The sequence below is a fragment of the Flavobacterium beibuense genome (genome assembly GCF_004151245.1).
Taxonomy (GTDB): domain Bacteria; phylum Bacteroidota; class Bacteroidia; order Flavobacteriales; family Flavobacteriaceae; genus Flavobacterium; species Flavobacterium beibuense_A.
On the sequence record NZ_JUIW01000008.1, the window covers coordinates 90,736 to 105,228 of the forward strand.

Annotated in this window: 16 protein-coding genes; 14 read left to right on the forward strand and 2 right to left on the reverse strand. The window is 40.5% G+C overall.

Annotation, left to right across the window (positions count from 1 at the left end):
• From NU09_RS12110 to NU09_RS12120, 3 genes are all read left to right on the forward strand, one after another.
• Positions 1-402 carry a hypothetical protein gene (locus tag NU09_RS12110; protein WP_129751558.1) on the forward strand — a complete coding sequence of 134 codons (402 nt, stop codon included), beginning with the start codon at positions 1-3 and terminating at the stop codon, positions 400-402.
• A gap of 1,049 nt (positions 403-1,451) precedes the next feature.
• A complete protein-coding gene (locus tag NU09_RS12115) occupies positions 1,452-2,024 on the forward strand; it encodes a BfmA/BtgA family mobilization protein (RefSeq protein WP_242501873.1) in 573 nt (190 codons plus the stop codon).
• 3 nt (positions 2,025-2,027) lie between these two features.
• Positions 2,028-2,930 (forward strand): DUF5712 family protein, encoded by a 903-nt coding sequence (locus tag NU09_RS12120; protein WP_129751559.1) that lies wholly within the window; start codon positions 2,028-2,030, stop codon positions 2,928-2,930.
• 61 nt (positions 2,931-2,991) lie between these two features.
• Here the strand turns inward: NU09_RS12120 and NU09_RS12125 are convergent, their stop codons facing one another.
• Positions 2,992-3,402, reverse strand: a complete 411-nt coding sequence (locus tag NU09_RS12125) for a helix-turn-helix domain-containing protein (protein WP_129751560.1) — start codon at positions 3,400-3,402, stop codon at positions 2,992-2,994.
• A 170-nt stretch (positions 3,403-3,572) separates the two neighbouring features.
• Here NU09_RS12125 and NU09_RS12130 point away from each other — a divergent pair, with 170 nt between their 5' ends.
• The 10 genes from NU09_RS12130 (at position 3,573) to NU09_RS12175 (ending at position 12,657) form a co-directional block, all read left to right on the forward strand.
• On the forward strand, positions 3,573-5,309 hold the full coding sequence (locus NU09_RS12130; RefSeq protein ID WP_129751561.1) for a hypothetical protein: 1,737 nt from the start codon (positions 3,573-3,575) through the stop codon (positions 5,307-5,309).
• A 10-nt stretch (positions 5,310-5,319) separates the two neighbouring features.
• Positions 5,320-6,180 carry a hypothetical protein gene (locus NU09_RS12135; protein ID WP_129751562.1) on the forward strand — a complete coding sequence of 287 codons (861 nt, stop codon included), beginning with the start codon at positions 5,320-5,322 and terminating at the stop codon, positions 6,178-6,180.
• A gap of 210 nt (positions 6,181-6,390) precedes the next feature.
• Positions 6,391-6,954 (forward strand): hypothetical protein, encoded by a 564-nt coding sequence (locus tag NU09_RS12140; protein ID WP_129751563.1) that lies wholly within the window; start codon positions 6,391-6,393, stop codon positions 6,952-6,954.
• Positions 6,955-6,957: 3 nt separating this feature from the next.
• Complete coding sequence (locus NU09_RS12145) at positions 6,958-8,628, forward strand: hypothetical protein (RefSeq protein ID WP_129751564.1); 1,671 nt, start codon at positions 6,958-6,960, stop codon at positions 8,626-8,628.
• 171 nt (positions 8,629-8,799) lie between these two features.
• Positions 8,800-9,717 (forward strand): tyrosine-type recombinase/integrase, encoded by a 918-nt coding sequence (locus NU09_RS12150; RefSeq protein ID WP_129751565.1) that lies wholly within the window; start codon positions 8,800-8,802, stop codon positions 9,715-9,717.
• Between the two features lie 3 nt (positions 9,718-9,720).
• Positions 9,721-10,590 carry a tyrosine-type recombinase/integrase gene (locus NU09_RS12155; protein WP_129751566.1) on the forward strand — a complete coding sequence of 290 codons (870 nt, stop codon included), beginning with the start codon at positions 9,721-9,723 and terminating at the stop codon, positions 10,588-10,590.
• A gap of 53 nt (positions 10,591-10,643) precedes the next feature.
• Complete coding sequence (locus tag NU09_RS12160) at positions 10,644-10,997, forward strand: type II toxin-antitoxin system RelE/ParE family toxin (protein WP_129751567.1); 354 nt, start codon at positions 10,644-10,646, stop codon at positions 10,995-10,997.
• Positions 10,987-11,277, forward strand: a complete 291-nt coding sequence (locus NU09_RS12165) for a helix-turn-helix domain-containing protein (protein ID WP_129751568.1) — start codon at positions 10,987-10,989, stop codon at positions 11,275-11,277. The genes NU09_RS12160 and NU09_RS12165 overlap by 11 nt, the downstream gene beginning before the upstream one ends.
• A 157-nt stretch (positions 11,278-11,434) precedes the next feature.
• Entirely contained in the window at positions 11,435-12,319 is an 885-nt protein-coding gene (locus tag NU09_RS12170; RefSeq protein WP_262708028.1) for an RHS repeat-associated core domain-containing protein, read from the forward strand.
• 2 nt (positions 12,320-12,321) lie between these two features.
• Positions 12,322-12,657 carry a hypothetical protein gene (locus NU09_RS12175; protein ID WP_129751570.1) on the forward strand — a complete coding sequence of 112 codons (336 nt, stop codon included), beginning with the start codon at positions 12,322-12,324 and terminating at the stop codon, positions 12,655-12,657.
• Between the two features lie 557 nt (positions 12,658-13,214).
• Here the strand turns inward: NU09_RS12175 and NU09_RS12180 are convergent.
• Positions 13,215-13,643 carry a hypothetical protein gene (locus tag NU09_RS12180; RefSeq protein WP_129751571.1) on the reverse strand — a complete coding sequence of 143 codons (429 nt, stop codon included), beginning with the start codon at positions 13,641-13,643 and terminating at the stop codon, positions 13,215-13,217.
• A gap of 254 nt (positions 13,644-13,897) precedes the next feature.
• On the opposite strand from NU09_RS12180, the gene NU09_RS12185 reads away from it, so the two are divergent.
• Positions 13,898-14,224: a YegP family protein gene (locus NU09_RS12185; RefSeq protein ID WP_129751572.1), complete on the forward strand. Its 327-nt coding sequence runs from the start codon at positions 13,898-13,900 to the stop codon at positions 14,222-14,224.
• Positions 14,225-14,493: the final 269 nt, after the last annotated feature.

The following is a 14,493-nucleotide window of genomic DNA, read 5'->3' on the forward strand; positions in this document are numbered from 1 at the left end:
ATGAAGAGAGTCATAAATTTACTGCTACTAATAACACTAGTATATTCTTGCGGTAGTACGCAAAATGATAGGGGAAAGAATATCTATAAAGTAACTAAAATTAACTATTTGGATGATGATACTCCGATAGTATACATTGAAAAAGATTCTTTAAAAGCGATTATTATTGAGGGAAATTCCGCGCTTGATAAGAAAGGTGCTGCTAAAATTCAGATTGGTAAGTTTTATCATTTTGATTTAAAACCTATCGAAAGGAATTACCGTGGTCGCAATGATGATTTTAGAATCCAATCTAAAAGCGGAAAAGAATTTATAATATGGACTAAAGATGATGGTTTTCCTTTATTACTTTATAAAGCAAATAATCTTTCAGGAGTTTGGATTAAGGAACAGGATAAATAGAATTCTGTAATATTAATAATACTATACAAACAAAATGGTTTAATGTACCAGTTTAAATTTAAAGGAAATACAGTTTTTGATAGTCTCCAAATATATTGTTTCAGTTATTTTCAGAGATTGACTCTTTCTTTTTACACTGCGATGAAATTTTTGATTTATATCATAAAGCAACCTTCGGGTTGCTTTATTAGTTTTGGTGGTAGCTTGAAATTTCTTTGAAACTATTTCTCCCATTTTTTATGGTTGCGACATGCCGATGCACAGTTTTATTCAGGAGCAAAGCTATCTTCGTGCTCTTAACGGTGCGGCAAGGCCAAGGCCTTTTAGGTTTTTAAAAAAATCTCCACCCTTTCGGGTTGTATTTTTTAAAAAAAGCCATGCCTGCCCTAAACACTTCGATTTGCTGCTCCCGAAATAAAACCAGCATACTCCGGCTCTTTACACGAATAAAAAAAATGTCAAAATGATTTGCCATAGTCGTATCCGGATGGGATGAAATAAAACAGCTCCTCCTCTCATTGCCGAATAAAATTTGGGAGGGATTTACAAACCTGTGGGAGCTGCCAAGCAAAGCGGTGTACAACAAAATTTCTTCAAAGTTGGCACGGGCTACCTGTTTATTTCTGTGCAGGCTGCCCACGTTTAAACCTGTGCGCTGTTATACTTTTACAAGCAATTTGCATCGCGGGCAGCCTACAGGGCTGCCATCAAGTCCCATTTTTTATACACAGACAAGCCAATTCATTAAGCCTTTAGGAAAACAGAAATTTTCGCAGTGGCAATTGATGGCACTTTGCGGTATGTTTTGGCAATGGTGCACATTGCCCTTATTTTCACTGGTAGCCTTTACTTTGTAAAAGGCTTTTTGCCAATCTTATAATGTTTTGAAAAAAGCAAGCCGGAGTTGGGCAGAGCCCTACTCGCTTGCCCCTTTGCTGGCGCTACAGGGGGTTGGGGTATGCTCCGGGTATACCCATGGACTGTGGGCGCACCCACAGCGTTTATTTTGGTATACCACACGGTATACCGGTCTTTAAAAATGGATTTTAATGTTGATTAAATGGAGACAGATTATGAAACAGGCAGATACCAACAGCATCCGTTACCCGGCAGTGGTGGACGAAAAATTAAGCAAGCTGGCACAGCTTTTTAAAAGAAGTAAAAAAGAACTGTTTAGTCAGATGGTAGATTATTTCTACCGAAGCAAGAAAGACCCCGAGGACTGGGGCGACGAAGCCCTTAAAAAAGAACTTTCTTCAGGTATCAGCCGTATCCTGTCGTTCATACGCCAGCAGGAGAAAGATTTTTTACTGCCCGTCTTTACCGATGCAGGCACATTAAAAACATCTGCCACAAGGCATACCGAATTTTTAGAAGCCATTGCCCGGCTACTGCTGGAAGAGACCGAGAAAACCAAAGCCATGATGGAACGCAATGCGAAAGTATTGTCAGGTATTAAGTTTTTGGTATCACGGCAGGCCGATAAAGAAACCCTGAAACAGCGTTTTAGCGAACTGCTGGAATACTACATTGCCCAGCGTGAGGAAATGGGCTGGATGAAAACCACAGTGAAAAAAGAAGAACTGGTTGAACACGTCAGGCAATCATTAAAGAACCTATAAGCCATGTACATCAATATAACCGATTCCGAAATAGGCAACAACAAAGGCAGCAGCACAGCCCTTGTTACGTACCTTGAAAAGGAAAACCGCCTGCCTGAAAAAGAGCAAAAACCCGAACACTGGTTTAACGGGAGAGATAATGCCATTACCCCGCAACAGGTGCGGGTAACCATTGATAACAATATTGCCAAGCTGGGCAGGAATGATGCAAAGTTTTATCTTATCAATATCAGCCCCAGCCAAAAGGAAATAGGATGGTTAAAACAAAATTATGGAGAGCAAGGGATGGCAGAACAGCTAAAAGCTTTTGCCCTAAAAGTCATGGATGGGTATGCAACAAACTTTAAACGCCCAGGCATTGAAAATAACAACAGTCTCTTATGGTATGGCAAACTGGAAAACTTCCGTTATTACGGGCATAATGACCTTGAGGTAAAGCAAGGGCAGCGGCAACGTGGTGAACGGAAGGATGGGGAACAGATGCACATCCAAATCATTGTGAGCCGAAAGGATATTACAAATACTGTAAAGCTTAGCCCGATGAACAACTCACGGGGTAGGAATGCAGAGCATTCTGCCAAGCTTGGGCAGTTTGACCGCAGGGCGTTCAAACAGTCCGGGGAAACGTTATTTGACCAGATGTTTAGCTTTGACCGGGCATTAAAGGACACTATGGAATATGCCCTGACCATGAAAAACGGCAATGCAAAGGAAAAACAGCAACTCTATGCAAGGGAACAACAAGAGCAAAGCCTAAATTATGAATTTGACAGCCACAAAGAACGAAGCCTTTTAGAACTGCTAAATCCCGGCAGCCTGCTGCCCGATGGCGGGCAGGTGCAGTACAACAACCCTGACGACCTGATACCCGACCCGAAAAAGAAAAAACGCGGGTATAGGAGATAAGTAACCGCAAAAAAAAGTGGGCTGCTTTCAAAGCAGCCCACTAGTTATGGAGTATATTTTTTTATTTGTTAAGCAGTTTTTCTAAATAGGCAACCTTATCTTTTTCTGCTTGTAACAACCTCTCATAAAGCTTTTCTTTCTCTTCAAATAAAACTACTACTTTATCCAATGGATTAAAAGTACAGCTTTGAGCTAAAGCACCAGTACTGTTGCTAAAATCATTATCGTAGATGTTATTGAAATAGTTTATTACAGCCTCTTCAGAAAAGTTCTTAATGGCTTCCACACTTACCCCAAGGGCTTTTGCAATTTCAATCAATTTTGCTTCTTCTACGGTTTCACTATTTTCAATATTCGATATCGCCTGCTGGCTCATGCCAACAGCCTGCGCCAATGCTTCCTGCTTCATATCACGCAGTTCACGGATGCGGCTTATCTTTCTTCCTATGTGGTTTTTTATCGGTGTGCTCATAATTCAAAAGTAATAATTATCCTGCCGGATTTGATTCGTTGGTAAAATACAAGTACCCATTGGTACGATACTGGCCGCATTAGTTCGGTACAGTACCATCCGTGTGTTACTTGCTGTGTATAAGCAAAAATAAGCTTTTTCACTGATGTTTCACAACAAAATTATGTTTTATGGATTACCCAATCAGGATACAGGATAGCCATCCGCTGCGGGAGCAACTGGAAACGCTGCTAAACGGGCTGTTGCATTTTATTGATGCGGGCAGTGTATATGTGAGCGATACACCAAGACAGCCTACCGTAGTAACAATGATACTCAAAAAGAACTGCGGGCAAAGCGGGATAATGTTAGAGCGGCTTTCTGAAAAGCTGGACAAAGAAGCCCCTAAAATCATCTTCCGATTCATAGATGAAACCATTGTCACACGGGGTTTTAAAGAAGGAAGCCCTTTCCTTGTCGCTCATTGTACCCTAAAGGAACTGGTGCATTATGAACCGGGAAATAAACTGTTCTTTCCCCAGCAACTCGATATTGATGCGCTGTTAAGACAGGCAAACAGCCGTTCAAGTGATGACCTGAACCGTATAGGGGAGCATTACGCTAAATATTTAGGGCACATTGACAAGGGTAATACTGCCGAAGCAGCCATTGATTTGTACAGTGCGATATGGAGCATTTACGCCTCCTTTGCTACATTCTTTACAGGATACCTTGAGGAATACTATTCATACCCTGAGTTTAATGAGGTGTATGAGATAACCAACAGGTATGCCTCTGAACTGAGAGAAATCCTTGATAAGGATAGCGAAGCCGGGCGGAATATTATAGCACCCCTGTATACCGCCTATACCTGTAAACTTCAAAAACATCCTATCGCAGCTATTGAAAAAGCCGACCTTGAAGCAGCCGAAGCAAAGTGCCAACACTTACTGGCGGAACTGGAAAACTATTACTATAGATTTTTCGCAGATGCAAAGTCAAAATTAGCAGTATTTAACCAGTCGCTGTATGGAGGCGCATCAATACTTACGGAAAGGCTAACCTCAAATTACTTCGTCGAACGTGCGCTTGGGGAGATTTCACAGGTTATACAGGGGTTTGTAAAAGTCCGTGCGGTATATTGTTTTGGGTATTTCCTTATTGAAGATGATACGAAAAAAAGAAAGCCATTCGGCAGGAAGCTGCCGGATTATCATTTTTACCTGCTGGTACTCAACAGCCAGCACAGGCATAATCTCGTCCCTGAATTACAGGCACTCATCAAGAAGCAGTTTGCGGGCAGGTATACCGTTACCATCCTGCAACACAGGGCGCAATACCTGCGCAAACAAACCACTAACCAAAAGCACTTTATCAATGCCGTAGCCACAAATGGCCTGGAAGTCTATAACAGTTCATACAGTCCCTTCTATTGTATATCTGTAGGAGCTGGCAGGGATATTGAATTCAGAAAAAACTATTGGAACGACCGTATGCGTATAGCAGAGGGGTTCCTGACACTTGTACAGGATGAATACCCAAATGAACTGCCGCTTCTCATAAATGCCCTGCTGCAAGAAGCCGTGCAGCAGATGGCTGTAGGGTTACTTGACCTCTTTATGGGCTACCACCCAAATATATATTCTACAAATTACCTTTTGAGGCTGTTGGATTGCATCCCGGGACTGCCAAAGCTATTTAGCAATTCAGAAGAAGACCGCAGGCTCAGGCAACTCTTATCCGCTAACATTGACATGCTGAAACATAAAAATCCCGGGCAGGAAACTATTGAAGACAGTAACAGACTGTATAAAAAGTACAGGGAGTTTTATGATGCAATACTGGTGGAAGGCAGCAGGGAACTGGAACGGTTGGAACAAACAGAACCGAAAAATAATAGTGACACAGAGCGTTACAATAACATTTAATCTAAAAATAATGGAATACAATATAATGATCCCTGAAAACCAACCGGAACGCAAGGAATTAAAAAAAGTTACCAAAGCGTTACTGGACTTCCTGCCGCTTCATTCAATATACCTTTCTTTTAATAATAACAGCGTAAGCCCTAAAACAATAATAACCCTTATCCTATCTAAGAAATGTGAGATTGATGCTATGGAACTTAAACCTTTAGTAAGCAGGCTGTTCAAAAATTACCCGCAATTCAGTTACACACTTTTCGAGCATTGGTGGGCAACAGACCTATGGGATGAAGGAAGCCTTTTCCTAATGAACCATGCTAACGGGAACACACTGGCTTATACATCAAAGGAAGCTAATAAAACATTCAGGCTGAATAAAACTAAGACGGCAAAAAGACGCCTCAGGCGCACCGAAAAAGAATATCAGCTACTTGCCAACTATGCGGAGTGCTGCTTTACTTATTCAAAATGGTATCTGGATTCAGGGAATTACCTACAGGCAACATTACACCTTCACCAAGCCCTGAAATATACTTTCCAGAAAGTGGAGTTGGTACTCATGGGAGAGTATTATGCCTCCCAGAGTTTACAGGAGCACCAAACATACCTGTCTGAATTCTATCCTGATTTTGGATGTTTCTTCGATGGCGAGAATGAAGAAGAATCAAATGCTATTAAACAACTTGATGCTTCATTTCGGGTAGTACGCTACAAAAAAAAGTACAAAGAAAATTTCAAAGAAGAAATGATAGCTTTCGCTACCGCTAAAGCCGGACAGATCGCAGTAAGGGTATATGAGATATTTGAGGCCTGCGTAGCAGAATGTAAATTGAAGATAAAAAATATCGAAATTAAAAACCATGCCCTGCTGTAAGGGCAAAATGCAAAAGAGGTTATATGCGTTTAGCAATTAATGAAAATTAGGCTCTGGATTTTTTAACCCTGACTTTAAATATTGTATTGAAAACCAAGCCACCCTAAGACAAGTAATCCCCGCCCGTACCACTAACGGGGAACGCTGTTTTACAGCGTTTTATTTTGCCCTGCGGCATTGCTGCGGGGTGGCTACAATCCCTAATGAATTATGGAAAGCTTAGAAAGCCTGTTCCGCTCTTTTGAGACCGGGATCCGCAGTGCCAAAGCCCTGAAGCCGACAGCTTACCTGAAAAGCCTTGGGCTGGATTACAGTGAGCTTAGGATTGGCTTTAACTCCGGGCAGTTCCACCACCGCAAGCCGCAGCAGATGAAAGATGCCTATGAGCGTTTGGGATTGCTTACTAAAAGCGAAGCGGCTGTGCGGGATGAAAGTATGACCGCCTACACGGTGTTCGGGCGTTACGGGCTGATATTCCCGTTACTGGGCAGGGACAATTCCATAGTGAACTTCTTTGCCCTGCGCTTTGACCTTGACACCCCACGGGAGGACTACCTCAACAGCCAGGGCATTTACCCCGGCTGGCCGCACCCGCTGACCAAACGCCTGTACATCGTGCCATCGGTAATTGACTGTGCCACCCTGCTGCAAAGCAGGGCACTTGACCAGCGGGAGGCGGTAATCGCCCTGCATAACAGGGAACTGCTGCCGCAGCATATTGAGGCCATAAAGGCACTGCACGGGCTTGAAGCAATATTAATCATAAAGCGGTAGGATATGGAAAAGATACGGTTACAAATGCAGCAGCTCCGCCCTGAAGTACCCATTTCGGAAGTGGAACTCCCAAAAGGCCACAGCCTTAATGATGTTTGGGTCAACTACGGGACGGACGGGATTTTAAAGCTTTTTAAGGAAGGCAAAACACAAAGCACAGGCAAGGCTCTAAAAATCCACAACGGCTATAAAATAAGCTATGAGGGAGCTACAGGGACATTCTTTATAGTGGGCAACCTGCCAATGGATTTGGGTAACCTGCGGGTATCGCTGCAAATCGTGGCGAACAGTACCCAAAAGAAGCACCGCCTTAAAGTTGACCTTTTTGATTTTGGGAGCGTACAGCACCAATGCACGGAACTCTCCGAAAAACAGGGGTTTGATTACGAACAACTGGAAACCGATTTTTCAGACTTAACGGATCTGCTGGAACAGCACCGTGAAGCCCTTTTCGAGGCCGAGATAAACCCGGTAACCGACCATTATTCCGAAAAGGAACTTACCCCGCAGGCGCACGAGAAAGCCATCGCTTTTCTCTCAAAGCCCGGCCTTCTGGAAAACATCAATAAACTGCTTTCACAAAACGGCATTGTTGGCGAGGAAGAAAACAGGCTGCTGCTTTTTGTACTGGCCTCCAGCTACAAGATGCCCTACCTGATGCATGGATTGGTACAGGGTGCCAGTGGCGAGGGAAAGAGCCACCTTATCAACGGCATTGCCCAGTGCATGCCGCAGGAGGATGTAATGAATATGACCCGTATTACCAGTAAATCCCTGTACCACTACAGGGACAAAGAACTTACCAATAAGCTTATCGTAATACAGGACTTTGACGGCTTGGACGAAGGGGCGCAATATGCGTTCCGTGAAATGCAGTCGGCCAAGTTCCTGACCAGCTCCACCGTAGTGAAAGACATCTTTGGCAACAACCGTGGCCGGATGAAGCAGGTACAGGCGCATTTTTCAAGCCTTACTACCACCACAAAAACAGAAGTGTATTTTGATAACATGAGCCGTTCGGTAATCCTTGGCGTGGATGAAAGCCCGGAGCAGACCCTGCGTATCATACAGGTACAGAACAGCCATATTGCAGGCAAGACCAACCATGAGGCGCAGGAACAGGCAAGGCAGTTGCTGCGCAATGCCGTGCGTGTATTGAAAAGCCATGAAGTAGTGAACCCCTTTGCCGATAAGATACTGTTGCCCTTGGAGGCTAAGATGCTGCGCAGGCTTAACAGCCAGTTTCAAAATTTTGTTTCACAGGTTACCATATTGCACCAGTACCAAAGGAAAACCGACAGCAAAGACAGGCTCATTGCTACAAAGGACGATATAAAGGCAGCGGTGGAGATATTCTTTAGTTCCATCATCATCAAGGTAGATGAACTGGATAAAAGCACACGGCAGTTCTTTGAGAAGCTTAAAGCCTACATCAAAACTCAGAAGAACGGCACGACCCACCGCTTTACCAGCAGGGAGATACGCCAAAGGCTCAATATCAGCAAGACATCGGCATTCCGCTACATGCTGTCCCTACAGGAACTGGAATACATACAGGTGGTGGAGGGTTCGGTAAACAGGGGCTTTAAATACATTATTGCCTACTGGGATGATATGGACAAAATAAAAAAGAAGATACGGCAGGAACTGCACAGGCAACTGGAAGCCTTATAACAGGGCTTTCAACTAAAGCAAAAAACAATTTTGGAACACCAGTGGAACGCCAGAATGCTTGGAAGTTCCAGTAAACACTGGCAAAGTGCCGCTGGCGTTCCACATTCCGCAAGGTGCGCAAGCAAGGGGTTTTAAATCAATAAAAAATAACACAGAAAAACATATATAACGATGGCAAATAAGATACAGACACCGGAGTTTTTACGGCTGCTTTACAGCTTTGAAAGCTTTATAAAAGTCAGGAACTATAAGACAGGTAACAGCAGGATGTACCAAAATGCACTCGCAGAATTTTTGGTATGGCTGGAACAGGCAGGCATCAACAGGATTACCGATGTAACCACCAAAGAATCGGTACAGTATTTTGAATACCTCATTGCCCGGCCTAAGCAGCGTGGCGAGGGTACACTATCCGGTAAAACCATACGCTTCCACCTTTGGGTACAGGGCTTGTTCCTTTTAAACCTGATGGAGAATAAGGAAATACAGAACGCCTACTATATACCGTACTATGATGGCGGCATTGGCAAGCCACGGAATATTTTAAGCGTTGACGAAATCAAAACCATTTACCAGCATTGCGGGAATGAATTTGAACAGGCTTTGTTGTCCATCGCTTACGGCTGCGGGTTGCGCAGGTCGGAGATTACCGCCCTTGATGTGCGGGATGTACAGTTAGCCCGGGGTATGCTGGTGGTCAGGAGCGGCAAGAACAGCAAAAGGCGTGAAGTGCCCTTAAGTGATACAGTTATCGGTTACCTCAGAAAGTATATTCAGGAGGGGCGCAGCCAAAGGCTTGTTGGCAGGAGTGCTTTGGAGGATGCTTTTTTTCTCAACAGCAAAGGCCTGCGCTGCTCAGGTGAATACCTGAACGATACCTTAAAACGGATGATAGCACAGACACAGAAGCAGGAACTCATACTGAAGGAGATTTCATTGCACTGCCTGCGGCACAGTATCGCCCACCACTTGGCAGAGAACAATGCAGGCATTGACTTCATTAGGGGCTTCCTTGGTCATTCGGAAATCAATACCACCTACATCTATGCGATTAAGAACAAGAGCCGTAAACCAACAGTAACATTTTAAACCATGGCAAAATTAACCTTAGAACAGTATTTAAAGCAGGTGGTATCGGCAAGCACAGCACAAAGCTACCTGTATACCATCAACCATTTTCTGGCGACCAATCCCAAGGCAAAACGCTACCAGTATAAAAATATCATTGCCTATATGGAGCAGGTCAGCAATAAGCATTCTAATGTGCAATACCGTGTCAGGATTTTATCGGCCATCAAAAAGTATTACGATTACCTGGTCATGAGCGGTTACCGCTCCGACCATCCCTGCAAGCGGCTGAACGTAAAAATAAAGGGCAACCAGACCATACAGGTACAGGATTTGTTCAGCAGCGCAGAACTGCAACTGCTTTTGCAACGGGAGAACCGTTACCAGTATTTGGATGTCAGGAACAACGTGTTGTTATCCTTGCTTATTTTTCAAGGGCTTACCAGTGATGAAATTATCCGGCTTAACGTGCGGGATGTGGATTTGGAGCACGGGACAATTTATATTAAAGGCTCTACCAACCTGAACAAGCGCACAATGGATTTAGTGCCAAGGCAGATGATATTGTTCTTTAAGTACATCAATGAAACAAGGGAAAAGCTATTGCGCTGCCAAAGTGATAAACTGATTATTACCAAGCTGGGCAAGCCCATATCGGTGGACAGTGTACATGCCATGATTGAGCCGCTGAAAAGCCTGTTTACAGACCGTAAGCTGAACCCGCAGACCATCCGCATGAGCGTAATATGTAACTGGCTTAATGAAAAGAAACTGCCTTTGGAGAAAGTACAGGAACTTGCCGGGCATAAATGGCCGGGGACTACAGAGAAGTATTTTAAAATGAACAGCCTGCAACAAAGGGAAATGATTAACCGGTATTTCCCGAGCATTTAAATTTAATCAGGGAGAATGACAAATAATAGTAACTTTTATATTACATTTGCATTATGAAGGTCAGGGAAGTTATAGCATTTAAAAACTATTTTGAAAGCTTTTTACAAGGCCAGCCCCGTAAGGTTCAGGATAAGATATTCAAAATCATCGAGGCAATAGAAACCCTTGAAAGAGTTCCATCGAATTACCTCAAATCTATTGTCGGTGTGGCTGGGCTCTATGAAGCAAGGATAAAATTGGGTTCAGATATTTGGAGGGTATTTTGTTTTTTCGATAATGATAAGCTGGTCATACTGCTTAATGGTTTTCAGAAGAAAACTCAGAAAACACCAAAAAATGAAATTGACAAAGCTAAGAGATTAATGGCTGAATATTATCAAACTAAAGAAGATGAAAATGGAAACTAAAAGCTGGAAAGAAATAAAAAATAACGTTTACGGTGCAGAAGGTACTGAAAGACGTGATGAACTTGAAAGGGATTTTGAAAGTTTCAAAATTGGCCTGATGCTTAAAAAAGCAAGGGAAGATAAACACCTTACCCAAGAGCAACTTGCCGAAATGGTTGACAAGAAGCGTGAGTATATCTCAAGGATTGAAAACAACGGGAACAACCTTACCCTTAAAACCCTGTATGATATTGTAGAAAAGGGACTAGGGGGGAAAGTAAAAATCCAAATTGATCTTTAATATTTAAAAGTACCAATACAAATTAGCTCCCATTTATGGGAGCTTTTTTTGTCGATATTCATTAATAATTATTAGGAAAATAGCCCAACTAATCCTACATTCGTAATTATGAATAATGTTGCCGGACGTTCTTATATAAGGGATTTTTTGCTCGGGGTTGTCCCTTATAGAATATTTTACAGAACCCTATAAGTGTAAGTATAACGGCAAGGAACTGCAAGACGAGTTGGGGCTTAACATGTACGACTATGGAGCTAGGAATTATGACCCTGCGCTGGGTAGATGGTTTAATGTGGATCCTAAAGCAGAGGCTTACACGGGTTGGAGTCCTTACAACTATGTCTTAAATAATCCTGTAAGATATGTTGATCCGAATGGCGCGGATGTTTATTTAATTATATGGGGAACTAGCGATGGAGAAATAGGTCATGCTGGAATTGCTGTTGATAACTATAAAACGGTTAATAAAAAAGATAAAAAAGGAAATGATATTTTGGATAAAAATGGAAAGCCCGTTACTGAGCGAGTAAAAGATGGCACTGTAACTTATTATGATTTATGGCCAGGAGGAAGTGGAGCAGATAAAAGTAATTTTGACAAAGATGTTGAATCAAGCTATGGAGAGGCTGTTACTACATTAGATGAACTGAAAAACAGTGATGTCACTGGAAGTGAAGGTAGACCAGCTGATGGTATAATACAACTTGAAAATACTCCTTCAGGAGACGATTTAGTTACTCAAACATTACAAGCATTCCGTAACAACAATAATTCTTATAACGGTATAAATTGTAATTGCTCTACCTATGCAGCTGACGGTATAGGAATGGCAGCAGCAGCAGGTAGCCCACTAACAAATTATAGAGAAAATATTGGAAAATATTCTAATGTAGTCACACCTAATCAATTGTATAAAGCAACGGCTTCATTACCAAATGCAACTATAATCAAAGATCCTGGTACAAAAGTTGAGAAAAAATTTATTGAAGGTGTAAGCGGTGGCGGTGCGAAACAAAAAACAGGTGAAAAAAAAGTTAATTAACGATGAGATACATATTAATAGCACTATTCTTATTCTTTACAAGCTGTGAAAAAAAACAAGACATAATCACTAATAAAGAAATAAAGTGTATAAAAATATATGAAAAGGAAGAAAATAATAATCCTTTGATTATACGAGATTCGGATAGTATTCAAGAAATTTTGAAGAAAATAAATAATAATAGGAGAGAAATAATAAAATTTCGTCCAAAATTTTTAATGAAAGTTATTTATAAAAATAATCAGCATAAAATAGTTTTTATTAATGAAAAGGCTATAAAAATAGATAATATTACTTATAGAACAGGAGATAATATTATTGATAGTTTAGTCCAGTAGTGTTTCAGTGATACTGATATGTATATTTTTTACTTTTTGCTAGATATTGCTTGGAGTCAAAAATAAGTAAAAGATAGCTAGTGTTGAAATAAGTACTTTTAGATGCGTTGACTACATTTTGTGTTAAGACATAAAAATTAATAAAATCTACATGATTAATAAAAAGTAAGGCAACCTGCGGGTTGCTTTATTATTTTAAGACCATTTTCAAAACCCATATAACCCCAGCCAAAACCATTACAACCAAAGCAATGGTTATTTGTAGTATAGTACCAATTAAACCAAAAGCACTAACTGGTGAGGGAGTATTACGGTTTTGATGGGATTTTATACCAGAGAGGATTTTGCCTGTTATAAGGTCGTATTTAAGCTGTGTTGATGGTGAGTTATAATGATAAGCTAAACTCTAAAAGAGCTTCTAAATCTTTGTTTAGGTTCGATATTCTCTTAGAGTAGTCTACTAAGTAAAAAGGCTTCACATATGTGAAGCCTTTTTTGTTTATACTTGTTTATAATTGATAAAAAAGAAAGCCACTCATTTGAGTGGCTTCCTTTTTTTATTGTTGTAAAGGTAATGTTTTGTCATAAACTCCTAGTTCCTGAGTCATTATGCCATTTTCCCAAAGTGTAAGGTGTATAAAGTTTTGTTCCTTCATATAGTCGCTAAACCTTAGTTCGGTAGTATCAGAAAGGTAAATTATCATCCAACAGTCTCCGTTTACAAATACCCTGTAATCTATAAGATCAAGGTTATACATATCCTTTATCCATACCTTATTGTCTGATATGGTAATAACAACCTGCTCTTTGCCTGTTGTTGGTTCGCCAGTATGGAGAGTATATTCTCCTTTTAACTGAATTGGGACTGCCTGATTTACTACTGAAGCTTCGGTTTCGTTTGAAGATTGGTTAATGTCGTCAGTCTCGCAAGAGCTTACAAATAAGGCTACTAGCCCTATCAGTAAAGATAAAGTTAAATTTTTCATGGGGTGTGGGGTTTTAACTTTACAAAGTTACTATTTATTTAATATTTAAATAAATAGTAAGTCTTTTATTTAATATTTTTATAAATAAATTAAAATTTTAACTAATTGGGGTGCGTGTTATTAGTTCTATGTTGAGAATTTTATTGTTAATTAGCTGTTTTGTCGTTTTTTATATAAATTCTGTTAACAATAATTTAAGTTTTATTTTGTAATGTATTGTTAAATTTGAGAATAATCTAAAAATCAATTTAACTATGGGAAAATTTGTAAGAAAGAAAGCCAAAAACGGAGATTTTTATTTTAATCTGAAAGCAGGAAACGGTGAAATTATCTTAACAAGTGAAATGTATAAAAGCAAAGCGTCATGTGATAACGGAATTTCTTCTGTAAAGGAAAACGCCCCAAAAGATGAAAAATATGTCAAGGAAACAGCTGCTAATGGTAAGCATTACTTTAATCTTAAAGCCGGAAACGGACAAGTGATAGGTAGTAGCCAGATGTATGAAAGCACATCGGGAAGAGATAATGGTATTGAATCTGTTAAGAAAAACGCGCCTGATGCTGAAGTTATAGACGAATAATGTCAAAAAAAAAATAGGGATAAAGAGCAGTGTTGTTACCTAAATAACACTGCTTTTTTATTTATTTTTTAAATAAATTAAGAGGGTATAAAATTTATCCTGTTAAAAATTTGTTAACAATATTGTTAACGCTAAAATGTTAAAACAGTTAAAAAATAAATTGAAAATATTCTTTTTGTAATTATTTTTTAGCCTTTTGAGTGTCAAAAAAAAGATGCATTTTTTATCGATAAAAAACACATATAAAACCAAAAGGTGTTTTTTGTCGT